Annotated in this window: 28 protein-coding genes, 1 tRNA gene and 1 pseudogene; 13 read left to right on the forward strand and 17 right to left on the reverse strand. The window is 64.1% G+C overall.

Annotated elements, in window-relative coordinates:
- Nucleotides 1-3 precede the first annotated feature (3 nt).
- The 4 genes from ACRECX_RS13590 to ccrA form a co-directional block, all read right to left on the reverse strand.
- The gene (locus ACRECX_RS13590) at nucleotides 4-870 is read right to left on the reverse strand and encodes an SDR family oxidoreductase (protein ID WP_431559379.1); all 867 of its coding nucleotides are present in this window, start codon (nucleotides 868-870) and stop codon (nucleotides 4-6) included.
- A complete protein-coding gene (locus tag ACRECX_RS13595; RefSeq protein WP_431559380.1) occupies nucleotides 867-2555 on the reverse strand; it encodes an acyl-CoA dehydrogenase family protein in 1689 nt (562 codons plus the stop codon). Before ACRECX_RS13595 ends, ACRECX_RS13590 begins: the two co-directional genes overlap by 4 nt.
- Nucleotides 2556-2640: 85 nt before the next feature.
- Complete coding sequence (locus ACRECX_RS13600) at nucleotides 2641-3267, reverse strand: class I SAM-dependent methyltransferase (RefSeq protein ID WP_431559381.1); 627 nt, start codon at nucleotides 3265-3267, stop codon at nucleotides 2641-2643.
- Nucleotides 3268-3334: 67 nt separating this feature from the next.
- Nucleotides 3335-4651: a crotonyl-CoA carboxylase/reductase gene (gene ccrA / locus ACRECX_RS13605; protein WP_431559382.1), complete on the reverse strand. Its 1317-nt coding sequence runs from the start codon at nucleotides 4649-4651 to the stop codon at nucleotides 3335-3337.
- Between the two features lie 406 nt (nucleotides 4652-5057).
- On the opposite strand from ccrA, the gene ACRECX_RS13610 reads away from it, so the two are divergent.
- The 3 genes from ACRECX_RS13610 to ACRECX_RS13620 all read left to right on the forward strand — a co-directional run bounded on the left by ACRECX_RS13610 (nucleotide 5058) and on the right by ACRECX_RS13620 (nucleotide 7940).
- Nucleotides 5058-5495, forward strand: a complete 438-nt coding sequence (locus ACRECX_RS13610) for a hypothetical protein (RefSeq protein ID WP_431559383.1) — start codon at nucleotides 5058-5060, stop codon at nucleotides 5493-5495.
- A 137-nt stretch (nucleotides 5496-5632) separates the two neighbouring features.
- A complete protein-coding gene (locus ACRECX_RS13615) occupies nucleotides 5633-7663 on the forward strand; it encodes a protein meaA (protein WP_431559384.1) in 2031 nt (676 codons plus the stop codon).
- 100 nt (nucleotides 7664-7763) lie between these two features.
- On the forward strand, nucleotides 7764-7940 hold the full coding sequence (locus ACRECX_RS13620; RefSeq protein ID WP_431559385.1) for a hypothetical protein: 177 nt from the start codon (nucleotides 7764-7766) through the stop codon (nucleotides 7938-7940).
- Between the two features lie 8 nt (nucleotides 7941-7948).
- On the opposite strand, the gene ACRECX_RS13625 is transcribed toward ACRECX_RS13620, so the two are convergent.
- Nucleotides 7949-9187 (reverse strand): response regulator, encoded by a 1239-nt coding sequence (locus ACRECX_RS13625; RefSeq protein WP_431559386.1) that lies wholly within the window; start codon nucleotides 9185-9187, stop codon nucleotides 7949-7951.
- A 357-nt stretch (nucleotides 9188-9544) separates the two neighbouring features.
- Here ACRECX_RS13625 and ACRECX_RS13630 point away from each other — a divergent pair, with 357 nt between their 5' ends.
- The 3 genes from ACRECX_RS13630 to ACRECX_RS13640 all read left to right on the forward strand — a co-directional run bounded on the left by ACRECX_RS13630 (nucleotide 9545) and on the right by ACRECX_RS13640 (nucleotide 11055).
- A complete protein-coding gene (locus ACRECX_RS13630) occupies nucleotides 9545-9784 on the forward strand; it encodes a (2Fe-2S)-binding protein (protein ID WP_431559387.1) in 240 nt (79 codons plus the stop codon).
- A 69-nt stretch (nucleotides 9785-9853) separates the two neighbouring features.
- Nucleotides 9854-10354: a bacterioferritin gene (bfr, locus tag ACRECX_RS13635; protein ID WP_431559388.1), complete on the forward strand. Its 501-nt coding sequence runs from the start codon at nucleotides 9854-9856 to the stop codon at nucleotides 10352-10354.
- Between the two features lie 23 nt (nucleotides 10355-10377).
- Nucleotides 10378-11055 carry an alpha/beta hydrolase gene (locus ACRECX_RS13640; RefSeq protein ID WP_431559389.1) on the forward strand — a complete coding sequence of 226 codons (678 nt, stop codon included), beginning with the start codon at nucleotides 10378-10380 and terminating at the stop codon, nucleotides 11053-11055.
- Here ACRECX_RS13640 and ACRECX_RS13645 read toward each other — a convergent pair.
- Nucleotides 11034-11462 (reverse strand): VOC family protein, encoded by a 429-nt coding sequence (locus ACRECX_RS13645; RefSeq protein ID WP_431559390.1) that lies wholly within the window; start codon nucleotides 11460-11462, stop codon nucleotides 11034-11036. The two genes, ACRECX_RS13640 and ACRECX_RS13645, sit on opposite strands and share 22 nt — an antisense overlap.
- A 168-nt stretch (nucleotides 11463-11630) precedes the next feature.
- On the opposite strand from ACRECX_RS13645, the gene ACRECX_RS13650 reads away from it, so the two are divergent.
- Nucleotides 11631-12197, forward strand: a complete 567-nt coding sequence (locus tag ACRECX_RS13650; RefSeq protein WP_431559391.1) for an HNH endonuclease — start codon at nucleotides 11631-11633, stop codon at nucleotides 12195-12197.
- A gap of 11 nt (nucleotides 12198-12208) precedes the next feature.
- Here the strand turns inward: ACRECX_RS13650 and ACRECX_RS13655 are convergent, their stop codons facing one another.
- The 4 genes from ACRECX_RS13655 to ACRECX_RS13670 form a co-directional block, all read right to left on the reverse strand.
- Nucleotides 12209-12928, reverse strand: coding sequence for a cytochrome c biogenesis CcdA family protein (locus tag ACRECX_RS13655; RefSeq protein WP_431559392.1), 720 nt, complete (start codon nucleotides 12926-12928; stop codon nucleotides 12209-12211).
- Nucleotides 12929-12952: 24 nt separating this feature from the next.
- A complete protein-coding gene (locus ACRECX_RS13660) occupies nucleotides 12953-13345 on the reverse strand; it encodes a thioredoxin family protein (protein ID WP_431559393.1) in 393 nt (130 codons plus the stop codon).
- Nucleotides 13346-13443: 98 nt separating this feature from the next.
- On the reverse strand, nucleotides 13444-13929 hold the full coding sequence (locus ACRECX_RS13665) for a disulfide bond formation protein B (RefSeq protein ID WP_431559394.1): 486 nt from the start codon (nucleotides 13927-13929) through the stop codon (nucleotides 13444-13446).
- 10 nt (nucleotides 13930-13939) lie between these two features.
- Complete coding sequence (locus tag ACRECX_RS13670; RefSeq protein WP_431559395.1) at nucleotides 13940-14521, reverse strand: YqaA family protein; 582 nt, start codon at nucleotides 14519-14521, stop codon at nucleotides 13940-13942.
- A 64-nt stretch (nucleotides 14522-14585) separates the two neighbouring features.
- Here ACRECX_RS13670 and ACRECX_RS13675 point away from each other — a divergent pair.
- The 5 genes and pseudogenes from ACRECX_RS13675 (at nucleotide 14586) to ACRECX_RS13695 (ending at nucleotide 17548) form a co-directional block, all read left to right on the forward strand.
- Nucleotides 14586-15502, forward strand: a pseudogene (locus ACRECX_RS13675) (aldo/keto reductase).
- Nucleotides 15502-16179: a DUF6064 family protein gene (locus tag ACRECX_RS13680; protein WP_431559396.1), complete on the forward strand. Its 678-nt coding sequence runs from the start codon at nucleotides 15502-15504 to the stop codon at nucleotides 16177-16179. The pseudogene ACRECX_RS13675 and the gene ACRECX_RS13680 overlap by 1 nt, the downstream one beginning before the upstream one ends.
- Nucleotides 16180-16236: 57 nt before the next feature.
- Nucleotides 16237-16323 (forward strand) — tRNA-Leu (locus ACRECX_RS13685).
- Nucleotides 16324-16359: 36 nt separating this feature from the next.
- The gene (locus tag ACRECX_RS13690) at nucleotides 16360-16512 is read left to right on the forward strand and encodes a hypothetical protein (protein ID WP_431559397.1); all 153 of its coding nucleotides are present in this window, start codon (nucleotides 16360-16362) and stop codon (nucleotides 16510-16512) included.
- The gene (locus tag ACRECX_RS13695) at nucleotides 16502-17548 is read left to right on the forward strand and encodes a hypothetical protein (protein ID WP_431559398.1); all 1047 of its coding nucleotides are present in this window, start codon (nucleotides 16502-16504) and stop codon (nucleotides 17546-17548) included. Before ACRECX_RS13690 ends, ACRECX_RS13695 begins: the two co-directional genes overlap by 11 nt.
- 4 nt (nucleotides 17549-17552) lie before the next feature.
- Here the strand turns inward: ACRECX_RS13695 and ACRECX_RS13700 are convergent, their stop codons facing one another.
- The 7 genes from ACRECX_RS13700 to ACRECX_RS13730 form a co-directional block, all read right to left on the reverse strand.
- On the reverse strand, nucleotides 17553-18806 hold the full coding sequence (locus ACRECX_RS13700; protein ID WP_431559399.1) for a cytochrome P450 family protein: 1254 nt from the start codon (nucleotides 18804-18806) through the stop codon (nucleotides 17553-17555).
- A gap of 30 nt (nucleotides 18807-18836) precedes the next feature.
- A complete protein-coding gene (locus tag ACRECX_RS13705; protein ID WP_431559400.1) occupies nucleotides 18837-18977 on the reverse strand; it encodes a hypothetical protein in 141 nt (46 codons plus the stop codon).
- A gap of 160 nt (nucleotides 18978-19137) precedes the next feature.
- On the reverse strand, nucleotides 19138-19401 hold the full coding sequence (locus ACRECX_RS13710) for a DUF6582 domain-containing protein (protein WP_431559401.1): 264 nt from the start codon (nucleotides 19399-19401) through the stop codon (nucleotides 19138-19140).
- Nucleotides 19402-19462: 61 nt separating this feature from the next.
- Entirely contained in the window at nucleotides 19463-19942 is a 480-nt protein-coding gene (locus tag ACRECX_RS13715) for a ferritin-like domain-containing protein (protein ID WP_431559402.1), read from the reverse strand.
- 250 nt (nucleotides 19943-20192) lie between these two features.
- Complete coding sequence (locus ACRECX_RS13720) at nucleotides 20193-20528, reverse strand: cupin domain-containing protein (protein WP_431559403.1); 336 nt, start codon at nucleotides 20526-20528, stop codon at nucleotides 20193-20195.
- A gap of 2 nt (nucleotides 20529-20530) precedes the next feature.
- Nucleotides 20531-21400, reverse strand: coding sequence for a nuclear transport factor 2 family protein (locus ACRECX_RS13725; RefSeq protein ID WP_431559404.1), 870 nt, complete (start codon nucleotides 21398-21400; stop codon nucleotides 20531-20533).
- A gap of 37 nt (nucleotides 21401-21437) precedes the next feature.
- Nucleotides 21438-21884 (reverse strand): nuclear transport factor 2 family protein, encoded by a 447-nt coding sequence (locus ACRECX_RS13730; RefSeq protein WP_431559405.1) that lies wholly within the window; start codon nucleotides 21882-21884, stop codon nucleotides 21438-21440.
- Between the two features lie 92 nt (nucleotides 21885-21976).
- On the opposite strand from ACRECX_RS13730, the gene ACRECX_RS13735 reads away from it, so the two are divergent.
- The gene (locus ACRECX_RS13735; RefSeq protein WP_431559406.1) at nucleotides 21977-22600 is read left to right on the forward strand and encodes a cysteine hydrolase family protein; all 624 of its coding nucleotides are present in this window, start codon (nucleotides 21977-21979) and stop codon (nucleotides 22598-22600) included.
- Nucleotides 22601-22604: the final 4 nt, after the last annotated feature.

The following is a 22604-nucleotide window of genomic DNA, read 5'->3' on the forward strand; positions in this document are numbered from 1 at the left end:
ACTTTAGTTGCTTGCCGCCACCGCGTCGAGCAGACGAGTTGGCAGGAGCCGGCGGAGCAGGACCGCGGCGTAGGTGGGAAACGTGACGTAGTAGCGGGCCTTCGGCCGCTTGGACTCGAGCGCGTGGACGAGTTTGGCGGCGACTGCCTCGGGCGGCAGCTTGAAGCTCTGATTGCCGCCCTGCTCCATGCGCGCGAGTCTGGCGCGATAGGTCTCCCGGTGCGGCGATCTCTCCATGTCGATATGGCGCCGGTAAGCCTCGATCGCATGTTCGACGAGCCGCGTGGCGATGGGCCCGGGCTCGATCAGCGAGATCGTGATGCCAGTGCCTGCAAGCTCCATGCGGAGCGCATCGGCCAGCGCCTCGACGGCATATTTCGAGGCGCAATAGGCGCCGCGATAGGGCGCCGCCACGATTCCGAGCACGGAGGAGCAGAACACGATGCGGCCCTGCCCTCGTGCCCGCATCGCCGGGATGATTCGCCGCGTGAGATCGTGCCAGCCGAACACATTGGCCTCGAATTGCGCGCGCAGCACATCGCGCGCGACATCCTCCACCGCGCCAGGCTGGGCATATCCGCCGTTGTTGAACAGGGCATCGAGCCGTCTTCCCGTTGCCTCAAGCACTTGGTCTGCGGCAACCGCGATGGAGTCCGGCTCGGCGTAGTCGAGATAGACGCTGTCACACCTCTCCTCTTTTAGCCGGGCGATATCTTCAGGCTTACGCGCCGTGGCAAACACGCGCCAGCCGCGCCGCTTCATCTCCCGCGCCGAGGCGAGCCCTATGCCCGACGAACACCCGGTGATGAGGACGGAACGCTGGGCAATACTGGAAGGCTTCGACGAAACCGGCTCTGCGGTGTGGCTCATTGCTCCAACAGCCGTCTGGCGATGACGTGCGCCTGAATCTCTGCCGCGCCCTCGAAGATCGACAGGATGCGCGCGTCGCACAGCACCCGGCTGATCGTGTACTCGAGCGCGAAGCCGTTGCCGCCGTGGATTTGCAGCGCGTTGTCGGCGGCCGCCCAAGCGACCCGCGCGGCGAGCAGCTTGGCCATGCCCGCCTCGAGATCGCAGCGGCGGCCGGCGTCCTTCTCCCGCGCGGCGAAATAAGTGAGCTGGCGGGCGATGAGAATCTCCGCCGCCATCATGGCGAGCTTATCGGCCACGCGTGGGAAGGCGATGATCGGCTTGCCGAACTGGATGCGCTCCATGCCGTAGCGCAGCCCAAGATCGAGCGCCGACTGCGCCACGCCGATCGCCCGCGCCGCGGTCTGAATGCGCGCCGCCTCGAACGTCTGCATCAGCTGCTTGAAGCCCTGACCCTCCTCACCGCCGAGCAGATTGGCGGCCGGCACTTCGAACCCGTCGAAGGAAATGTCGAACTCCTTCATGCCGCGATAGCCGAGCACCTCGATCTCGCCGCCCGACATGCCGTCCGCCGGAAACGGATTGGCGTCGTCGCCGCGCGGCTTCGGCGCCAGGAGCATCGAGAGCCCACGATAGCCCTTGTCATTGGGGTTGGTGCGCGCGAGCACAGTCATCAGATCGGCACGCGCGGCGTGCGTGATCCAGGTCTTCTGCCCGGTGATGCGGTAGACGTCGCCGTCTCTCACGGCGCGCGTGGTGAGCGAGGCAAGGTCCGAGCCGGTATTGGGTTCGGTGAACACTGCCGTCGGCAGGATTTCGCCTCTCGCGATCTTCGGCAGCCACTCTTGCTTCTGCGCGTCGGTGCCGCCATTGAGGATCAGCTCCTCGGCGATCTCGGACCTGGTACCAAGACTGCCCACGCCGATATAGCCGCGGCTCAGCTCCTCGGAGACGACGCACATCGCCTCCTTACCGAGGCCGAGCCCACCATATTCCTCGGGCAGAGTCAGGGAGAACACGCCGAGCTCCGACATCTGGCCGATCAGCTCGAGCGGAATGTAGTCGTCCTTTAGGTGCCACTCCTGCGCATGCGGCACCACCTCGGCCAAGGAGAACCGGCGCATCTCGTTGCGGATGTCCTCGTAGGTCTCATCGAGACCTGGATCGCCGTAGTTGGCGGCGCCCGCGCCTTGCGCGTCTTGGATCAGCTTCACGGCGCGCGCCCGCATCTCCGGCGTCACGCCGTTGATCAGCGCGGCAACCTCCTTGGTCAGGAATTCGGCGCACACCGACTCGGGCACGCCAAGCTCGGAGAGACGTGCCGCCTCACCCTGGCTCATGACCACGCCGCCTGAAAGCTGCGCGAGATACTCGCCGGCGCCGATCTGGGTGAGCAGCCCCTCCATCTCGCCGAACCGGCCCTCGCTTTCCATGCGCTTGGCGTAGTCAGCGAGCTGGCGGACCGCCTCGACATAGGTGGCGGTCCAGGCAAGCCCGTGGGCCGCGTGCTGCTCCCGCTCGAGCGCCGCGTTGTCGATCTTGCCGCCTTGCGTGACCTTGGCCTTGACGGCCTCTGCGGCCCGCGCGCCCAGAGTTCCGGCCGCCTCGGCGGCAGCCTCAAGCAGCGGAATCAGTTTTGCGGGGCTCAAGCCCGCGCGGTCGGTCAAGGTCTCTGCGGCAGTCAAGTCGTTAGCTCCTCGGGACGATCTTGTGAGATTTCGGCACAACGAACCCTGACCGGCCTCCAGAGTCAAATCCCAATCGCGGCGCTCAGGCCTTCCGGCACTGCATGATGAAATGCGTATAGGGGATGTTGAGACGGTCATGGCGGATTTCCGCTTCGACGATACCGAACACGCTTCTCGCCAGACCGAGATAGCGTTCGGGTGGCCGCACGTTCCGACCCCGGTCGTGTTCGATCAGCCAGCGCGCCACGCGCGGCTGACCTTCCACGCCGAGCGCCGGATCCAGCGTGATCAGCCGTCCGTCCGGTTTCAAGCTTTCATGTGCAAGCTTGAGCGTGCCCAAGACCTCCTCATCGTCAAGGTGGTGCAGAATGCCGGTGGCCGAGACGATGTCGAAGCTTGACGGCTCGATCGGGGGCGGTGCGCCGACCGAGGCCTGAATGAACTGGCCGCGGTCGCCGTAGCGCCGGCGGGCGGCTTCCACGTATCGCTCGCTGACATCGAAGCCGACATAGTCCACGTCGCCGGGAAGAAGGTTCAGGAGAGTGGCGGGGCCGCAACCGATGTCGAGCAGCCTGTCGCCCGGCTTGAGCTTGAGATAGCTGGCGACATAGTCGGCCATGGCGGCCTGACCGCCTACCAGGAGATACCACGCCCTGTAGACCAGTGGATAAGCCAGGATTCTGTGGAGGCCGGTCGAGACTTCAGCCATCGTCGCCCACTTCCGCCGCCCCCCGATACCGAACGAGAGCGGCCCTTTAGCGGACAGGGGTAGACTGTCAGGGCTTGCCGTGCATCTCACGGCTTGCCTCGAGCACGTCCTCGAAGGTGCGAAGCCCCGTCAGCGGCGCGCTCACCAGAACGGACATGTTGCCCGGCCGGTGCTCATTCTTCCACATGCGCATATGCGCTTTCGGGATCTGTTCCCACGGGAACACCTCGGACATGCACGGGTCAATGTGGCGCTCGATGACGAGCTTATTGGCCTGGCTCGCTTGCAAGAGATGGGCGAAGTGGGAGCCCTGGATGCGTTTCTGATGCATCCACACATAGCGCGCATCCATGGTGAGGTTGTAGCCGGTGGTGCCGGCGCAGAACACGACCATGCCGCCGCGCTTCACGATGAAGCAGGACACCGGGAAGGTCGCCTCGCCCGGATGCTCGAACACGCTGTCGACGCTCACGCCCTTGCCCGTGATGTCCCAGATCGCCTTGCCGAACTTGCGCACTTCTTTCGCCCAGGCGTCGTATTCCGGCGTGCCGACCTTGGGCATCTGGCCCCAGCAGTTGAAGTCCTTGCGGTTGATCACGCCTTTGGCGCCGAGCGACATCACGTAGTCGCGCTTGTCTTCCTCGGACACGACGCCGATGGCGTTGGCGCCGGCGGTGGCGCAGAGCTGCACCGCCATGGAGCCGAGACCGCCCGAGGCGCCCCACACCAAGACGTTATGGCCGGGCTTCAAGGTGTGCGGCCGGTGGCCGAACAGCATGCGGTAGGAGGTGGCGAGAGTCAGCGTGTAGCAGGCGGCCTCTTCCCAGGTGAGATGTTGCGGCCGCGGCAGCAGTTGGCGGTCCTGGACGCGGGCGAATTGGGCGAACGACCCATCCGGCGTCTCGTAGCCCCAGATGCGCTGCGACGGCGAGAACATCGGATCGCCGCCGTTACATTCCTCATCGTCACCGTCGTCCTGATTGCAGTGGATGACAACTTCGTCGCCGACCTTCCAGCGCTTCACCTTGGAGCCGACAGCCCAGACGATGCCGGACGCATCGGAGCCGGCGATGTGATACGGGTTCTTGTGGCCATCCAGAGGCGAAATGGGGATGCCGAGAGAGGCCCAGACGCCGTTGTAGTTGACGCCGGCGGCCATCACCAAAACCAGCACGTCATGGGAATCGAGTTCCCAGGTCGGGAGCACCTCGACCTGCATGGCCTCGTCGGGGGGGCCATGCCGCTCCTTCCGGATCGCCCACGCATACATGTTCTTCGGCACGTGACCGAGCGGAGGAATCTCGCCGATTTCGTAGAGATCCTTGATCTCGCCCGCCGGCGCGGACGTTTCTGGAGAAACTGCAGTCAAAGACATCTCATTCATCCGGTTGTCCCCCCAGTCCTCTTGTCGGTGTCTCTTTTTGCACTGCGGCAATTGTCTTCGATCCATCTCGCGACTGCAACATGTTTGCGGCCGCAGATTTAACACAGGTCCGCCCTGAAAGTGCCAGGGCTCCCTTGGATTTGCCCAAATTCTCGTAGGACTCCCCCAACCGGGCCGAGGGTTAGCAAAAACGAACCGGTCTGCCCAGAGGTCGATTCGCGGGGCGTGGCGATGCGTCTCTCTCCAGGGCCACGTCCCCTAAGCACTTCGTGAAGGCCCGCTTCCCCAGGAACTAGGGCAACAACGCCCGCGTTTACCTATGCCGGCGCGATCAATTGGCCCGAAAACGACGCGAGAGTCGACGCGTGCCCGGCTTCCCCCCAAAGACTTGCGAAGGAGACACCCAATGAAAGCGATTTCCACTTTGATGACCGCCGCGGCGGCTTTGGCCATCGGCTTTGGCGGCGTCGCCTATGCCGAGGAGGCGCCCGGTGCCAAGAGCGACATCTTGATTGTCGAGGCCACGAGCGACGCTCCTGGCGGCACTGGCGTCGACGAGAGCGCCGGCGGCGAAGGTGCCACTCAGAAAGGCGACAACCAGATGCCTGACGAAGGTGCGAGCTCGGGCCAGGCCGCCAGTGACCCGACCGGCAAGGAGCCCGGCACCGGCGTCGAGGACAGCGTCCAAGGCGAAGGCGCGACGGCTAAGCAGGGCTTGGACGACGCCGAGGAAGGCAAGGACGTGAACCTCGGCGGCGATTCGAGCGGCAACGCCCCCGGCGGAACGGGCGTCGAGAAGAGCGCCGAGGGCGAGGGCGCCAAGAACAAGACCGTGCCCAACTAGGGCCCGACGCCTAAGGAGTGGTGGAGGCGGCGCTACCAAGCGCCGCCTTCGCTTTTTGGCAACGCGGCCGTAGGTATAGTTGCTCCGGCGCATCGAGCGTGCTTCGATGCGACCTGATTTCACCGAACGAGCGACACATGAGCGGCAAGCCTAAGAAACGCGACAAACCTTGGATGTTCCGCACCTATGCGGGCCATTCAACCGCTAAGGCCTCGAACGAGCTCTACCGGAAGAACCTCTCCAAGGGTCAGACCGGCCTTTCCATCGCCTTCGATCTGCCGACCCAGACCGGCTACGACTCCGACGAGGCGCTGGCCCGCGGCGAGGTCGGCAAGGTCGGCGTGCCCATCTCCCATCTAGGCGACATGCGTCATTTGCTGGAGGGCATTCCCCTCGGCGAGATGAACACCTCGATGACCATCAATGCCACCGCGGCCTGGCTGCTCGCGCTCTATGTCTCGCTTGCCGACGAGCAGGGCGCCGACCGGGCGAAGCTGACCGGGACGGTGCAGAACGACATCTTGAAAGAATATCTGTCGCGCGGCACCTACGTGTTCCCGCCCGCGCCGTCACTGCGCCTGATCAAGGACGTCATCGTGTTCACGTCGCGCGAGATGCCGAAGTGGAACCCGACCAATGTCTGCTCCTACCATTTGCAGGAGGCAGGAGCGACGCCGGCGCAAGAACTCGCCTTCGCCCTCGCCACCGCCATCGCCGTGCTCGACGAAGTCAAGAACTCCGGCGAAGTCTCCGACGAGGAGTTTCCTAGGATCGTCGGCGCCATCAGCTTCTTCGTCAATGCCGGTGTGCGCTTCGTCACCGAAGTCTCCAAGATGCGCGCCTTCGTCGACCTCTGGGACGAGATCGCGCGCGACCGCTACGGCGTCATGGACGAGAAGCTTCGGCGCTTCCGCTATGGCGTGCAGGTCAACTCGCTCGGTCTCACTGAGCAGCAGCCGGAGAACAACGTCTACCGCATCCTGCTGTCGATGCTTGCCGTGGTCCTGTCGAAGAAGGCGCGCGCCCGCGCCGTGCAATTGCCCACGTGGAACGAGGCGCTCGGCCTGCCGCGGCCCTGGGATCAGCAATGGTCGCTCCGGCTCCAGCAAATCGTCGCCTACGAGACTGACCTGCTCGAGTTCGGCGATGTCTTCGACGGTTCGGAGGTGATCGCCCGCAAGGTCGAAGAACTCAAGGAACAGGCCCGCGCCGAGCTCGCCGAGCTCGATGCCATGGGCGGCGCCGTCGCCGCCATCGACTACATGAAGGAAGCGCTGATTGCCTCGAACGCCGCGCGCGTCGCCGGCATCGAGCGCGGCGACCAGGTGCTGGTCGGCGTCAACGCCTATACCGAGACCGAGCCGTCGCCGCTCGATTCGGGCGCGGAAGGCATCCTCACCGTGCCGGAATCCGTCGAGATCGAGCAGGTCGCGGCGCTCCAGGCCTGGCGCCAGCGGCGCGACGACAAGGCCGTTCGCCAGGCGCTGCGCGAACTAAAGGAAGCCGCCGCCGAAGGCCGCAACATCATGCCACCGTCGATCGAAGCGGCGAAGGCCGGAGTCACCACCGGCGAGTGGGGCGCGGTGCTCCGCGAAGTGTTCGGCGAGTATCGCGCGCCGACCGGCATCGGCGCCGCCCATGCCGTCGACGAGAAGCGTCTCGAGGAGGTGCGCGAGCTGGTGAAACAGGTGTCCGGCAAGCTCGGTCGCACCCTGACCTTCGTGGTCGGCAAGCCTGGGCTCGATGGCCACTCCAACGGCGCCGAGCAGATCGCCGTGCGCGCCAGCGATTGCGGCATGCAGGTCGTCTATGACGGCATCCGCCTGACGCCGGCCGAGATCGTCGAGCAGGCGAAGGAGGCCAAGGCCCATGTGGTGGGGCTCTCCATCCTCTCCGGCTCGCATGTATCGCTGGTGCGCGACGTGGTGCAAAAACTGCGCGAGGCCGGAATGGGCGAGGTGCCCGTGGTGGTCGGCGGCATCATCCCGGCCGATGACGTCAATATCCTCAAGCAGTGCGGCGCCTCGGCGGTCTACACCCCCAAGGACTTCCAGCTCAACGAGATCATGACCGGCATCGTCAATCTGGTGGACAACAAGGTCGAGGTCCTGGCCGAGGCGGGCGTGCCTGTGCCCCCGCTCCGCGCACGGGAGAAGGTTCCCCTGTAGGGATCTCCGGTCGCCAAGGCGATGACAGCACCCGCGCTTTGCCGCTAGACTCCGCTCCGCGCCGATTCTCTGCCGGCGTTTGGCCAAAAGGGGGTCCCCGATGAACTTTCATTTGAGCACGCCGCGCCGGGAGACGTTCCTCGTCTCCGTCGTCATCGCCGTCCTGGTCGTGATCGGCATGATCGTGCCGCTGCCGATCTTCACCGGCTACGGCCTCGGCCTGCTGCTGATCGCCTATCTGATCCTGCTGGCCGGCGTTTTGATGGACAACCTCTAGGCGCGCAATCAGCTCGCTTTGGAGTGAGCCGCGCGGCCCTGGCCCGCGAGGAATGGCGCGAGTGCCACATAGAGCGCGCGGCCGCGGATCGGCTTCGACACATGAGCGTTCATGCCGGCCGCGACATAGTCATTGTCGCTGTCCGTCGCGTCATGCGCAGCCAGCGCCACGATCGGCACCTCGGACGAGGGGGCCTGCAGGGAACGGATACGCCTCGCGGTCTCCAGTCCGGAGAAGTCCGGCAGCACCATATCCATGAGCACGAGATCGTATTTCCGGGCGGCGACGCACATGATCGCCGCGGCGCCGGTCTCGACCATTTCGTAGCTCACGCCGAACTCGTCGAGATAGGCGCCGATCAACAAACGGTTGACCACGTTGTCCTCGACCACGAGCAAATGGCCTGACAACGCCCCTTTCGGGACGGACTCCCCGTCCTGCTCAACTTGCGTCTCACCCTGGTCCTGGGCGCGCTCCATGGGGACCGTGACCCAATAGAGGGTACCTTGGCCGAGCTTGCTGTCGCAGCCCACCTCGCCACCCATCGCCGCGGCTAGCCGGAGTGCGATGGGCATGCCAAGTCCGCCGCCTGCCCTCGTCGACTGAACGGTCGGCCGGAATAGGTTCTCCTGCTCGGCGTTGCTCAAGCCCGCGCCCGTGTCCGTGACATCGAAGCGAATCGTGACCGGATCCTCGGTCTCGCTGGCGCTGACATAGAGCCTGACCGAGCCTTCCGACGTTGATCGCAGCGCGGCCTCGACGAGGCTCATCAGTACTTGGCGGAGACGGACCTCGTCGCCCAGGACGAAGCGGGGGCAGTTCGCCCCCATATCAACGCCGCTCGTCAGCCCCTTCTCGCCTGCCCGCGTCTGAAGCACGGAGGCGACGCTCCGCACCAGCGCGTGCAAATCGAGCCTCTGCGAGGCGAGGTGCAAGCCGCCCGCCTCCAGGCTGGAGAAATCGAGCACGTCGTTGAGGGCGGCGAGCAGGCTCCGCGCCGACCGCGCCAGCGTCTCGGTGTAGCGGCGTTGGCTGGCGTCGAGCGGGCTCGAGAGCAGCGACTCCGCCATAGCGACGACCACCTCCATAGGTGGGCGCAACTCGCGGCCGATGAGCGCGATGAGGTCCGATTTGGCCTTGTCGGCGACTTCCGCGGCCTCGCGCGCGGTACGCTCCGCCTCGAGGCCGTCCACGAGACCTTGAATCTGCGCGAACAGATCCTCCGGCTTGAAGTCTTTGGGTTCCATGCTCCGCCCCCGCCTTTGGTTCTTCGTTGTTAGGATCGAACATGGCTGAGACGGCTTAAAACTCGGCTAAATTGTAGGGAAAAAATCCCGTTAATCCGCCAAAAACGAGTCCTTAACCTCTGGAAACCCGCCGCTGAATGGGGCCCGCCTCAGGGCGGGGGCCAAGCCATGGAAGCGTGTTTGCGCTCCATGGCGCACCGGCGGAAGGCTCGTCGCCCTTGAGCAGCCCCCGGCCTCACGCTAAGGAACGCCATCGCCGAACCCTGGCGAGCCCCGGTGCGGCGTGGCGGCCCGTCGTCCGTCTCTTTGGTCCTATTACAGTGCGCGCCGGAAGGGCGCGCCACAGATCCTCCTCGCATGATCGTTTGCTCGTGTTCCATCATCACCGCCAAGGACGTTGCGGAAGCGGTCTCTGCGCTGCGCACCAACGATCCGTTCGTGGTTTTGACGCCGGGTCTCATCTATCGCCATCTCGGCAAACGCCCCTCGTGCGGCAGCTGCCTGCCGCTCATCGCCAAGCTGATGGTGTCCTACGACGAGGAGGGGCCGAGCTCCGCAGCTGAGCTTCCACACCGCTCGCCCATCGAGGAGCCATAGCCATACGCACTAGCCGGATTGTTCAGAACACGCCATGATGACGGCAAAGGTTGAGAGGAGGACAAACAAATGAAGGGCAACCCACGGGTCATCGAGTATCTCAACAAGGCGCTGACGCACGAGCTTACCGCCGTCAACCAGTACTGGCTGCACTACCGCCTGCTCGACGACTGGGGCTTCACCAGGCTCGCCAAGAAGGAACGCGAGGAGTCGATCGAGGAGATGCAGCATGCCGACAAGCTGGTCGATCGCATCGTGTTCCTCGAGGGCTTTCCCAACATGCAGCACATCGACCCCTTGATGATCGGGCAGAACATTAAGGAGATCCTCGAATGCGACCTCAGGGCCGAGTACAGCGCCCGCGCCCTCTACATGGAGGCGCGCGCCGCCTGCCGCAAAGAAGAGGACTATGTAAGCATGGACCTGTTCGAGGAGCTGCTCGCCGACGAGGAAGGGCACATCAACTACCTCGAAACTCAGCTGAACCTGCTGAACGATATCGGCATCCAGAACTACGGCCAGCTTCAGGCCAACTCTGCCGAAGACCTGCCGAAGAACGAGCCCGATTGATGGACTGCGGAGTTCGTTCGTAGATGGCATTGGCGCTGCTTGACGGACCGCGTCTCGGTCCCGCCGCGGGCGGCGCGCCACGCCAGCTCGTGGTGTTCATGCACGGCTACGGCGCTGACGGCAACGATCTCATCGGGCTTGGCCGCGAATGGGCGCGGGAGTTGCCGCACGCCGCCTTCGTCTCGCCGCACGCGCTGGAGCCCTGCGGCATGGCGCCCATGGGCAGGCAGTGGTTCGACCTTTCCCTCGGCGACATGGCGCTGATCGCGAGCGGCGTGAAGCGCGCGGCGCCGGCGCTGCAATCCTTCCTCGACGCCGAGTTGAAACGGCATGCTCTGCCGGCCGAAGCGCTCGGCCTGGTGGGCTTCAGCCAGGGCACCATGATGGCGCTCGCCGTGGGCCTTGCCCGCAAGCCGTCGCCCGCCGCAATCGTCGGGTATTCCGGTGCCCTCGCCACCCTCGAGGCGCTGCCGGCGCCAGGTGCGGGCCCCGCCATCCTACTCGTGCACGGCGACATGGACGAGGTGATCCCGGTCGATGCCATGTTGATGGCCCGCGAGGCACTGGCGCAGGCGGGCCTTCCCGTGGAATGGCACGTGGCCCAGGGCATCGGCCACGGCATCGACGGCGAGGGCCTGCGCCTTGGCGGCGCCTTCCTCAAACAGGCCTTTGCCGCCGCTCAAGCAAGCCAGGGATCGTAGGAGCCGAAGGCCCAGATATTGCCCTCAAGGTCGCGGGCGGTGTAGTCGCGCCCGCCATAGTCCTGCGACTTGATGTCGAACACGATCTCGGCGCCCTTGGCTTTGGCATGGGCGTAGTGGGCATCCACGTCGCCGACCACCACGTAGGTCGCCTGTGTGTTGATGAGGCCGGGGGGCGATGGCGGCCGCACCAGCTTGCCGAACTCGGTCTCGGCGTCGCCGAGCATGATCATGCCATAGCCCAAGGTCAGCTCGGCATGAGCGATGCGGCCTCCCTCACCCGGCACCACCATCTTCCGCTCGAAGCCGAACACCTCGCACAACCAGTCGATTGCCTTGGCGGCGTCCCGGTAGCGCATGGCCGGAATGATCGGACCGCCTCTCTCTCGTTCCACGCCGTTGACCATGAATTCCTCCCCTTCGAATCGCTGCCTATCGCGCCACCGTGACGGCTTCATGAGCTGCCAAACTACAGCATGTTGGGCCCTTCACATTCATGACACGTCCCTATAGTATCCGGCGCCATAAGGAGGATGGGCCCGAGTGCGACGGGCAAAGTAAAGGACCCTTTGGCCTTGAACGTCGCAACCGCATCGGCCGCCCCCGGCACCTTCCCTGCACTCGTGCTCAACGCGGACTTTCGTCCGCTGTCCTACTATCCGCTGTCGCTCTGGGGCTGGCAGGACACCGTGAAGGCGGTGTTCCTCGACCGGGTCAACATCGTCTCCGAGTACGACCGCTTGGTTCATTCGCCGTCCTTCGAGATGAAGCTGCCGAGCGTGGTGTCGCTCAAGAACTATGTTCGGCCCGCGCTCTATCCCGCCTTCACCCGATTCAACGTGTTCCTGCGCGATCGGTTCACCTGCCAGTATTGCGGCGACGATGAGGACCTCACCTTCGACCATCTCGTGCCGCGCTCGCGCGGCGGCCTCACCAGGTGGGAGAACGTCGTCACCGCGTGCGCGCCATGCAACCTCATGAAGGGCGGCAAGCTGCCCGAGCAGGCCAAAATGTGGCCGTCGCAGAAGCCCTATCGGCCCACAGTATTCGAGCTACACCGGAACGGCCGCCTATTCCCGCCGAACTATCTGCACGAGAGCTGGCTCGACTATCTCTACTGGGATACCGAGCTCGAGCCATAGGCGTCTCAGCCTCAATACCGCGTCGTCAACTCAGTCAACCACTCGGGCGAGGCATCGACGAGGAACGTCTCGAGACGCTTGTCCGTGCCGCTCGCGACCAGGAGCCCGACCGCGACCAACAACGCGCCGAGCAGCATCTTGCCGCCTCTGCCCGCCTCGGTGAGCCGGCCGCGCCAGCGCATCATCGCCTCGCGCGAGACGAAGCCGAGCGCCATCAGAGGGAGTGCCGCGCCGACGCCGAAGGCGAGCATGGTCAGCGCCACCTGGCCGAGGTCCTCGCCCTTGGCGGCGAGAAGTGACGCAGCGCCGAGGGTTGGCCCAACGCACGGCGCCCACACCGCGCCGAGCAAGAGGCCGAGACCGAACTGACCCCATAAGCTCGTTGCCGTGAAACCGCCGAAACGGTCGTCGACCCCGGCGCCGATTGGCCCTGCCGCCACGGCGAACTGCTCCTGGGGCCGCGGCGCCAACAGCACGACGCCGACGGCGATCAGCAGCACGGCAGACACAAGCCGGAACACATCCGTATTGAGGCCGATGGCGAAACCGATCGTCGCGACGAACAGACCGATGACTGTGAAGGAGACGGCAAGCCCTGCCGCGAGTGCCATCGGTCCGAGCCGGTGCCCGCTCTGCGCCGTGCCAAGCACGATCGGCAGCAGCGGCAGCACGCAAGGCGACAGCACCGACAGCACGCCGGCCAGAACCGCGAGGCCGAGGGTCGCGATCATCGTGCGCACCTCACCATTCGCGCCTCACAGCGTCTTGTCGAGCATGCCCTCGATGGAGAACGCGCTCGTGTCGCCCACCGACCGGTCCAGCTCCGTGGTGCCCTTGTAGACGATAAGCGTGCTTTGCGACTGCGCGTTCAGCGCACGCAACGCATCCTTCTGCGTGTCGAAATCGATCTTGAACACGACGAGGTCCTTGTACTTGGGCTCGCTCGTGAGCTTGACCAGGATCGGGTTCTGCGCGCGGCACACCGGGCACCACGCAGCGAATACATCGACCAGGATCGGCTTCCCCTCATTTTGCGCCGCAGCGAAGGCGTCGGCCGTGAAATCCTTCCACTCGGCCGCCGAGGCAGGCATGGACCCGACAAGGATCAAGGCCACGAGGCCGGTAAGGAACGCGCGGGACAGGGTCATCTTTCCGTCCTTCCAGTTGAGTGCCCGGAAGCGGCTATAGCAGCGCCGGCGCGGCCTTTGCCAATCACTCTCGGTTGAAGAGCACGTGAGCGGAAAGATCAGCGGCGGCGGGTGGCGCCGAAGGCGGCAAGGCCCGCCAAGAAGAGTGAGATCACCACGTTCCAGCCGGCGAAAGATAGCCCGAGGAGCCGCCACGGCGCCTCGTCGCAGCGGACCACCGGCGTGTCGGCGACGCCGCCCGCGCCCCATTGAAGATCGGATGCCGTCGCGCACGTGTCCGGCCCCTCCCAAAGCTTCCATTCGACGCCCGAGTGAAACCCGCCGAGCCCCGCATTCAGCAGGAAAGCAATGGCGATGACCGCAAGCAGGATGCGCGCCGCGCCGTTGGCGCCAAGGCGCGCCGCGAACCATGCCGCGGACGCGGCCGGAATCGCGAAATAGTAGGCGTAGCGCTGCTGGAGACAGAGCGGACACGGCACATAGCCGCCGATGAACTCGAAGGCGAGCGCGGCAAGAATCGTGGCGAGCGCCAGAAGGCACAACAAGCCACTAATCGTCATGATCGGCTTTGCAGCCTGCGCCATCGTCCGTACCTTACATCACGTACCTGACCAGCACGAAACCACCGACCAGCAGCACCACGAACAGCGTGAATAGAATTCCGAGATACTTTTCGATGAAGTCCTTGATCGGCGGTCCGAACCAGTAAAGCAGACCGGCCACCACGAAGAAGCGCAAGCCCCGCGCGGCAACACTCGCCAGCATAAACACAAGAAAGTTGAGTTGCGTCACGCCGCTCGCGATCGTGATCACCTTATAGGGGAACGGCGTGACGCCGGCGATGAACACGATCCAGGCGCCGTAATCGTTGTAGCGGCGGGCGAAATCCTCGAAGGCTTGCGTGTACCCGTAGAACCGCAGAATCGGCTCGCCGACCGACTCGAACAGAAAATAGCCGATGAGATAGCCGAAGGCGCCGCCAAGCACCGAAGCGGCGGTGCAAATGGCGGCATAAAGCCAAGCCTTCCGCCGCTCCGCCAGCACCATGGGGATGAGCATTACATCGGGAGGAATCGGGAATACCGAGCTCTCGATGAATGACACGCCCGCCAGGGCCCACGGAGCGTTGCGATGAGCGGCGAGCTCCATTGTCTTGTCGTAAGCTCGCCTCAGCATGGCGCTTGATTTAGCGGGGGGCCGGGCCGTTGTCCATCGGCTCTCGTGCGCTTAAGTGAGGGAAATGTCGTTCAATCGTCGCGAATTCATCGGATCGCTGGCCCTGGCAGGTGCGGCCGCGCTCCTGCCGCCGGTCCGCACAAATGCGCAATCGGCGCCCCTCACCCGGCCCATCCCCTCCTCGGGCGAGGCCCTGCCACTGGTCGGGCTCGGCAGCTGGATCACCTTCAATGTCGGCGACGATCCGAAAGCCCGCGATGCCTGTGCCGCTGTCATGGGCGCGTTCTTTGCCTCCGGCGGCCGGATGATCGATCCCTCCCCATGTACGGCTCTGCCCAGCCGGTCATCGGCTATGGGTTGAAGAAACTCGGCTACCCGAAGGCGCTCTTCGCCACAGACAAGGTTTGGATCTCCTCCGGCGACGCAGGGCCCGAGCAGATCGAGCAGTCGCGCACCCATTGGGGCGTCGACCGCTTCGATCTATTGCAGGTGCATAATCTGGTGGCGTGGCAGGAGCATCTCGCCACGCTGTTCGCCATGAAGGAAGCGGGCAAGCTCCGCTATGTCGGCATCACGACCTCGCACGGACGCCGTCACGATGAGCTGGAAGACATCATGCGGAAGCACGATCTCGACTTCGTGCAACTCACCTACAACATTGCCGACCGCGCGGTGGAAGACCGGCTACTGCCGTTGGCGCAAGACAAGGGCATCGCCGTCATCGCCAACCGGCCGTTTCGCCAGAAGGCGCTGATCGATCGCTTTGCAGGCGAGAAGCTGCCGCCTTGGGCCAACGAGTTAAGCGCCACAACGTGGGCGCAGTTCCTGCTCAAGTTCGTCATCTCGCACCCGGCGATCACCTGCGCGATCCCCGCCACCACGCAAGTCGCCCATGTGCGCGAGAACCTCGAATCCGCGCGTGAGCCTCTTCCCGACACAAAGATGCGCCAGCGCATGGCCGCCTACATCCACGAGGTGTGATGTCCGAGTGGTGGACGTACCGGCCGCAGGATCTCTTGATGTTCTCGCCGGACACGTATTACCGGCTGTTCGAGCTCTATAATGCCGCTATCTGGCCGGCTCAGATCATCGCGCTTGCCGCCGGCGTCGTCATCCTCGCCCTGCTCGTCCGGCGCCCGCCTTGGGCAGGGCGGGCCGTTGCGGCGCTTCTCGCCGCGGCTTGGGTTTTTGTCGCCTGGGCGTATTTCTGGGAGCGCTACGCCACCATCAACCTGGCGGCGCCCTACTACGCCTGGGGCTTTGCCGCGCAGGCCGTCTTGCTCATGGTCGTCGGCGCGATCCTGGGCCGGCTGACGTTCGGCGAGCGCGGCACCGACCTCGGCAAGGCCGGATGCGGCCTGTTCGCCGTCGCGCTCATTCTCTCGCCCCTGTTGGGCCTCTTGGCCGGGCGCGGCTGGGCTCAGCTCGAAGCGTTCGGCGTCGCCCCAGACCCTACGGTCATCGGCACGTTCGGCGTGCTCGCCGCAGCGGACCGCATGCGCTGGGAGCTTCTGGTCATCCCGGCTCTCTGGGCCCTGATCACCGGCGCGACCTTGTGGACCATGCGCTCGCCCGACGCCCTGGTCACGCCCGCGGCCGCCCTGTTCGCTGTCGCGGTCGCCGTGCTGCGCATCTTTAGGAGCCGAGAAGATCGCTGAGACCGACGCCCACGGCAGTTGACCGGGCCTCAAGCTTACCCCATGTTCCCGGCCCTAGCCCCAGTGGCGGAATTGGTAGACGCGACAGACTCAAAATCTGTTGTCCGCAAGGGCGTGCTGGTTCGAGTCCGGCCTGGGGCACCAACTTCTCCGTTCAAGAACTTCGGTCATGCGAGCAATATGCTCTTCGAACTCATCTTTGAAGATGGCCATTGGCGCATCGACGACGTCGTAAAGCGACTGAAGCCGCGCTGGACCATGTCGAAAATTCTGATGGACGCGCCCGATGCCTTTCCCGACGCCGCGCCGGACGACTCCTCAGATGTGCGATAAGCACGGCCGCAGCGTGGTCAGCGTGGCGGCGTTCCTCGTCGCCCTTCTAGTGTTCGTTCCCTGGCATGCGCCTGCCCAAGAGGCCCCAACCGAGGTCATGGAGGCCATCGAAGCGGCGCCCACACCCTCAAGCCCGCAGGAGGTCATCGTCGGCGCCTATGTCAACGACATCCAGCAGCTCGACTTCAAGTCCAACAACTACGTCATCGACCTCTATGTGTGGTTTCGCTGGCGGGCGCCCGACGTCGACCCGTCCAAGACCATGGAGTTCATGAACCGATACGCCTCCGACGACAATCTGCGCGAGGACCTGCTCGACGCGCCGGAAGAGATGCCGGACGGTAGCCGCTACGCCATCATCCGCTATCAGGGCTTGTTTTCCACCAAATTCCCGCTCGAGGCCTATCCCTTCGACAAGCAGCACTTGCGCGTAACCATGGAGGACACTCTCGCCGGCGCCGACCAGCAGGTCTATGTGCCGGACGGCGATCAGCCGGTAATGATCGATCCCGTCATTACCCTGCCGGGCTTCAAAGTCGGCAAGCCCACCATGCGCATCACCACCAATACCTACCCGACCAATTTCGGCGATTTGTCGAAGCCGCAGGCCGAGCCCTATTCGCGCATCGTCATTTCGATCCCGGTGACGCGACCGGTAGTCGCCATGTCGCTCAAGACCTTCGTGCCGATCCTACTGATCGTGGCGTGCGCAACGTTGGTCTATTTCGTCAGGCCGCTCTACGTGGAGGGCCGCATCGGCCTCGGTATCACCGCGCTGCTCACCCTCGTCGCGCTCCAGCTGACGGCCACTTCCGGTCTTCCCGACGTCGACTATCTGATGATGCTGGATAAGATCTTCTTGCTGGCCTATCTGTTCATCATCGTCGCGCTTGCCCGGGTCGTGGCCACGTCGTGGGGCGGCGCCGATGCGGAGTCCGAGGCTGAGTTCAAGCGCGCCGACCGGCGTTGGGCCGTCGCCGCGCTCGGCGTCTACCTCCTCGCGAATATCGCGGTCGTCTGGACCACGTTGGCCTGATGAACTATGCCGCGCGGCGCGCCGCTGCCGCCTTCAACCTGACCGGCAGCGCCTTCACGCCGCGCAGGCCAAAACGCTCGATCCACTGAAGCCGGTCGGGCTCCGCCAGCTGAAGGCGCGGAAAGCGTGCGTAAAGCCGGCCAAGCGCGGCCTGCGTCTCGACCCGGGCGAGCTGCATGCCCAGGCAGAAATGAATGCCCGAGCCGAACACGAGATGCGGATTGGGGAAGCGGTCGAGCTGGAGCCGGTCCGGCTCGTCGAACACAGCCGGGTCGTAATTGGCGCTCGCGAGCATGGCCATGATCAGCTCGCCGCGCCCGAGCCTCTGCCCGAAGAACTCGCAATCCCGCGAGACGTAGCGCGGCTTGGTGCTCTGCACCGGCGAGGTATAGCGCCCCAGCTCCTCGACCGCCCGCTCCATGCGGCTTGCCGGGTCGGTGAAGAGATACGCTTTCTGCACGGGGTTCTGCTCGAGCGCGATGATGCTGTCGCCGATCAGATGCGTGGTCGTCTCGAAGCCGGCGAACAGCAGCAGAAACACCATGGAGACGAGCTCGTTCTCGTTGAGCTTGTCCCCGTCCTCTTCGGCCCGCACCAACTCGCTGATCAGCCCCTCGCGCGGGTTGCGCCGGCATTCCTCGATCTGCCCACGCACAAATTTGATTCCGCTGCCCATGGATAGAAAGGCACGCAGGATGCCAAAGCTGTTCCGCATTGACGTCGCGGTCCTTGCCCAGGTCAGGAATTGACCGCGCTCCTGGTCCGGCAGGCCGAGAAGCTCGCAGATCACCTCAAGCGGCAAGCGGCGGGAGAAACCGCCGACCAGGTCGCCCTCGGCCCTCCCCTCAAGCCCGTCGAGGATCTTATCGGCGATCCGCTCGATATTGCCGCGCATGTCGCGTACACGACGCCGCTGAAAGGCCTGATCCACCAGCTTGCGCAGGCGCCGGTGATCGGGCTCGTCCTTGAGCAGCATGTTGTTGGTGAGTACCCGCAACGATACGGGCATCCACCACTTCATTCCGGCGACACCAGACTTGCCGGCGTGCCGGCTCTCCTGCACGAACAGTGCGTTGTCCTTGACCATGGCCGCGGCCGCTTCGTAGGTCGTGGTGACCCAAGCCTTGCCAATTATGGGTAACTTGACGGGGATGACCGGCCCCGCCGCGCGCATGGCGGCAAACAGCGGAAATGGGTCCGCCTTGACGGCTGCGCTGTCCAGATCGAAGCGCAGCGGCTTGCTCAGTCGATAGGGCATGGTCCGTTACAAACGTTCTACCGGAACGACTCACCCGCGCTTCTTGGAACCGCCGCTCGACTTCCCCTGCTGCGCCGACGATGCAATGGGTGACGCCGGCGGCGTGATTTTCTTCTTGTCCTGCTTTGGTTTCTTCTTCTCGCGATTGCTCCTCATTTGACCTTTTGCCATGTGACCCTCCTATGACCGGTCCAATCCTCGTCGGCTCATCAATAGCACTTTTTCCACCCGTACTATCGAGGGCGGCGACCGCATCATCACAAAACAGCAAAGCGGCCCGAAGATGACGATCCCGGGCCGCTTCACGTTGCTCTAGAGACTATTGCGCCGTCTAGCGCCCGAGCTCGCGCCAACTCTTCTCGCGCACGTCCACGCCGTAAAATTGGGCCGCCTTCTTGATGTTGGCGAAGGCGAGATCGCGGTCGGCGTCCGACACGCCATCGACCTGGTCGAAACGGGCGAGCGCGTTGCGCACATGGTCGGCGTCGGTCAGCGGCTCTTTGCGCTGCTGTGGGAAAGCGAACACGCTCTGGGGCAGTTCCGCGCGATTGTGAATCTTGCCGTGTTCGGTGCTCGGCATCCAAGTTGTCTGCATGAGGTCTTCCTCCTGTGGGGGAAATCAGGATAACACGTCACGTTCCTTGCGGTTTCGGCGGTCAGCGCTTTCGGGTGCGGGGGCTGTCCGCTTCGCCGAGATCCGGGACCTCCTCGCCGAGCGCCGTGGCCAGGTCGATGAGATGGTCCTGCTCTTGCACGAGAATCTCCCGGATCTGCTCCGCCATGGCGAACTCGTTCAAGGCTTCGCATTGGCGAACCCGCTGACGGTAGTTGCGAATGGTTTCGGCCTCATTATCGAGGTCGAACTTCAGCATATCGCGGGCTTTTTTCGATGTTTTGACCGGTCTTGGCGTGACGCTCGGCATCTTGCCGAGATAGTCGATCTGCCTGGAGATGGTGAGCGCGTGCTCGAGCTCGTCATGCGCGTGCTTCACGAGCTGGTCGGCGATGTTCATATACTCGGCGCCTTTGAGCACTTGCGAATAGACCACATAGGCAATGATCGCCTGGTACTCCCGCGACAGATCTTCGTTCAGCAACGCCGCCAGCCTGTCCCGGGTGATCGTATCTCCAGCCATCTGCTTCCTCCTCTCAAGTCGTTTGCCGCGTTCTTTCGCCCGCGTGACAGCAATGCAAGACCTCCCGGGGGCGGATTCATGGATTCGTGCGAATCCGTCATAATTATACCTGCAGGCGGCGAAACGCAGCAGTCATGTCGCGTTTCGGCAGCAGCCCGCGGAAACCCGTAAGCAAATTCTGAAAGTCAAATGAAGGCTTTGCCGGAAATTCGCATTACCAGGACCGGACGGCGCCTCTTGCCCCGCCAAATCACCCAGGGCTGACGTGAATGGCAAGCCAGACGGTCGGCGGTTCGGCCTGCGTCCAGGTCACGCGATGGCGGCAGTGCGCCGGCAACAAGATCCAGTCGCCCTCCGCGAGGTCACGATCCTCATGCTCGCCGTCGATGCGGAGTCGCGCCGCGCCTCTGATCAGAATCACGAACTCGTCGTCGCTCTGGTAGTTCCATTCGCCGTCGGGCGTGACTTGGCCGGTCGACACGATGCGCTCGATACGTAAGCCCGGTCGCACGAGGAGAGCATCCGCAAGCTCGACGGGTAGCCGGCCAGGCAGACCGTATCCCAGATTCCCTGTCTTTATCGCCACGCCTAGGGCGCCGTGACGCGCTTGCCGGCGACCTCGAACTGGCGGCCGTCTTTGAGCGCATCGTGATCGAGCGGATCCGCGTCGAGCGGCATCAGATAAAGTGTGGCGGTCCCGCTGATGGTCTCTTCGCCGGCGTCGTAGGCGAGATCGAAGTCGAGCCGGCCGAACTGCGCCTCAGCGCCCGAGGTGAAGTCCAACGTCGTGGCCTTGACCCTGAACTCACCGCCATCGCTCGGCGTGCAGGACCAGGCGCCGCGTCCGTCGGTGAACGGGGCAAAACCCGCCTCGCCTCCCTCGCCAGAGTCGGTAAAGGACGCGACACCCCCCTTGCTGAAGGACACCAGGCTCCGGCTGGCGAAACTTCCCTCCTTGGCGGAATTCTTGGTCAGATAGGTCCCAAGCAGCGCCTTGCACGCCGCCTTGCCGTCATTGCCATCTTCCAGTTCGGTCACCTGGTAGAACTGCTCGAGCCACTTTCCATCCCGCTTCACCATGATGGCCGTGACGAACACCTTTCCCGTTAGCGGCTTCCCCTTGAAGGTGCCGTCGAGCCTGGCGGTGAACGTGCGCATGGCGGCGTCAGGGCCAAGCAAGGTGACGGTCGGTTCGGTGAGATTGGTCTGTTGGTATTTGAGGTCTGGAAGCGAGGCGATCTGCTCCACCGCCGATTGCGGCGCGCCGTAATAATGCGTCACCGCTACGTGGTCCGGCGTCATCAGCGCCTTGATGGCCTCGGCGTTCTGCGCCTCGAACGCCTCGTCGAGCTGAGCGGCGGCGTTGTCGACCGCCTCGATCGTCGCAACGTCGTCCCCTCGCGCAGGCACAGCAGACATCACCAGAAGGAGAGCAACTAGGGCAGCAAACTTACGCATGAGAATAGTTCCCAAGTAACCGGGCCGAAACAGGGGTTCAGGGCTTGAGCGTGGTAATCTGAAACAGCCTCTCGATCCACTTTCCGTCGCGCTTAATGAGGGTTTCGTTGACGAAGGCGCGCGCCGGCAGCGGTTTGCCCTTGAAGCTGCCCTTAAGCTCGGCGATGAAGGTCCTAAGCGCCACATCGGGCGCAAGCAAGGTCACGCTGGGCTCGCCGATGATGGTCTGCCCGTAGTCGAGTTCGGCGAGTGATTCGAGCTGGTCGTCCACGTTCTGCGGACCGTCGTAATAGGGAGTGACGGTGATATGATCCTCCGTCATCAACGCCTTGATCGTCTCGACATCCCGCTCCCCGAAGGCAGCGTCCAGCGCATTCGACGATGCGTTAATGGCGGCAATGGTCTTCGCGTCGCCTGCCTGGGAGTCGATTGAGCCTAAAAAGAGGAGCGCGACGAGAGATAAAGCTGTGGCAACCTTTCGCATGACAAGCTCCTTCCACGCGGATCATTCCGCGCGAACTCGGCAAAACCCTGTCCTCCAGCCTATATGAGATATCACAGCAGGCTCTTAGCCCAATGACAATCTCCAAGGCTCAGTTGACGCGCGCGCGGCCGATCCGCAAAGGTCGCGCCGCCCTCCTGATCATCGACGTTCAGAACGGAACGTGCGGACCTGGCGAGGAAACGACGCGGCCTGAATTCTATCGCGCCGCAGCGCTTCGGGTGATCCCGAACATCGCCGCCCTGCTTGGCGCCTTCCGCGCCGCCAAGCTCGAAGTTATCTATACGATCATCGAGAATTTGACCGCGGACGGGCGCGACCGCAGCCTCGACTACAAGCTCTCCAACCTGGGATTCCCCAAGGGCTCGCACGAGGCGCAAGTCGTCCCGGAGATCGCGCCGCTAAAGGACGAGATCGTTCTGTCAAAGTCCTCCTCGTCGGTCTTTAATTCGACCAATCTGGACTACCTCCTGCGCAATATGGGCATCGAGGACGTGTTCGTCGCGGGCTATCTCACCGACCAGTGCATCGATCATGCGGTGAAGGACGGCGCCGACCGCGGCTACTATATGACCTGCGTCCACGACGCCTGCGCCGCCGAGACCGAGGTGCGGCACGCGGCGGCGCTGCAATGCTTCCAAGGCTATTGCCGGATGCTGTCGACCGAGGAGGCCCTCGACCTTCTGCCCGCCCAGTAGCGCG

The sequence above is a fragment of the Methyloceanibacter sp. genome (genome assembly GCF_050726195.1).
Taxonomy (GTDB): domain Bacteria; phylum Pseudomonadota; class Alphaproteobacteria; order Rhizobiales; family Methyloligellaceae; genus Methyloceanibacter.

Coding starts and splice junctions, on each gene's coding strand:
- ACRECX_RS13590 (WP_431559379.1), bottom strand. CDS start 870: ATGAGCCACACCGCAGAGCCGGTTTCGTCGAAGCCTTCCAGTATTGCC.
- ACRECX_RS13600 (WP_431559381.1), bottom strand. CDS start 3,267: ATGGCTGAAGTCTCGACCGGCCTCCACAGAATCCTGGCTTATCCACTG.
- ccrA (WP_431559382.1), bottom strand. CDS start 4,651: ATGAATGAGATGTCTTTGACTGCAGTTTCTCCAGAAACGTCCGCGCCG.
- ACRECX_RS13610 (WP_431559383.1), top strand. CDS start 5,058: ATGAAAGCGATTTCCACTTTGATGACCGCCGCGGCGGCTTTGGCCATC.
- ACRECX_RS13615 (WP_431559384.1), top strand. CDS start 5,633: ATGAGCGGCAAGCCTAAGAAACGCGACAAACCTTGGATGTTCCGCACC.
- ACRECX_RS13620 (WP_431559385.1), top strand. CDS start 7,764: ATGAACTTTCATTTGAGCACGCCGCGCCGGGAGACGTTCCTCGTCTCC.
- ACRECX_RS13625 (WP_431559386.1), bottom strand. CDS start 9,187: ATGGAACCCAAAGACTTCAAGCCGGAGGATCTGTTCGCGCAGATTCAA.
- ACRECX_RS13630 (WP_431559387.1), top strand. CDS start 9,545: ATGATCGTTTGCTCGTGTTCCATCATCACCGCCAAGGACGTTGCGGAA.
- bfr (WP_431559388.1), top strand. CDS start 9,854: ATGAAGGGCAACCCACGGGTCATCGAGTATCTCAACAAGGCGCTGACG.
- ACRECX_RS13640 (WP_431559389.1), top strand. CDS start 10,378: ATGGCATTGGCGCTGCTTGACGGACCGCGTCTCGGTCCCGCCGCGGGC.
- ACRECX_RS13645 (WP_431559390.1), bottom strand. CDS start 11,462: ATGGTCAACGGCGTGGAACGAGAGAGAGGCGGTCCGATCATTCCGGCC.
- ACRECX_RS13655 (WP_431559392.1), bottom strand. CDS start 12,928: ATGATCGCGACCCTCGGCCTCGCGGTTCTGGCCGGCGTGCTGTCGGTG.
- ACRECX_RS13660 (WP_431559393.1), bottom strand. CDS start 13,345: ATGACCCTGTCCCGCGCGTTCCTTACCGGCCTCGTGGCCTTGATCCTT.
- ACRECX_RS13665 (WP_431559394.1), bottom strand. CDS start 13,929: ATGGCGCAGGCTGCAAAGCCGATCATGACGATTAGTGGCTTGTTGTGC.
- ACRECX_RS13670 (WP_431559395.1), bottom strand. CDS start 14,521: ATGCTGAGGCGAGCTTACGACAAGACAATGGAGCTCGCCGCTCATCGC.
- ACRECX_RS13680 (WP_431559396.1), top strand. CDS start 15,502: ATGTCCGAGTGGTGGACGTACCGGCCGCAGGATCTCTTGATGTTCTCG.
- ACRECX_RS13690 (WP_431559397.1), top strand. CDS start 16,360: ATGCTCTTCGAACTCATCTTTGAAGATGGCCATTGGCGCATCGACGAC.
- ACRECX_RS13695 (WP_431559398.1), top strand. CDS start 16,502: ATGTGCGATAAGCACGGCCGCAGCGTGGTCAGCGTGGCGGCGTTCCTC.
- ACRECX_RS13700 (WP_431559399.1), bottom strand. CDS start 18,806: ATGCCCTATCGACTGAGCAAGCCGCTGCGCTTCGATCTGGACAGCGCA.
- ACRECX_RS13705 (WP_431559400.1), bottom strand. CDS start 18,977: ATGGCAAAAGGTCAAATGAGGAGCAATCGCGAGAAGAAGAAACCAAAG.
- ACRECX_RS13710 (WP_431559401.1), bottom strand. CDS start 19,401: ATGCAGACAACTTGGATGCCGAGCACCGAACACGGCAAGATTCACAAT.
- ACRECX_RS13715 (WP_431559402.1), bottom strand. CDS start 19,942: ATGGCTGGAGATACGATCACCCGGGACAGGCTGGCGGCGTTGCTGAAC.
- ACRECX_RS13725 (WP_431559404.1), bottom strand. CDS start 21,400: ATGCGTAAGTTTGCTGCCCTAGTTGCTCTCCTTCTGGTGATGTCTGCT.
- ACRECX_RS13730 (WP_431559405.1), bottom strand. CDS start 21,884: ATGCGAAAGGTTGCCACAGCTTTATCTCTCGTCGCGCTCCTCTTTTTA.
- ACRECX_RS13735 (WP_431559406.1), top strand. CDS start 21,977: ATGACAATCTCCAAGGCTCAGTTGACGCGCGCGCGGCCGATCCGCAAA.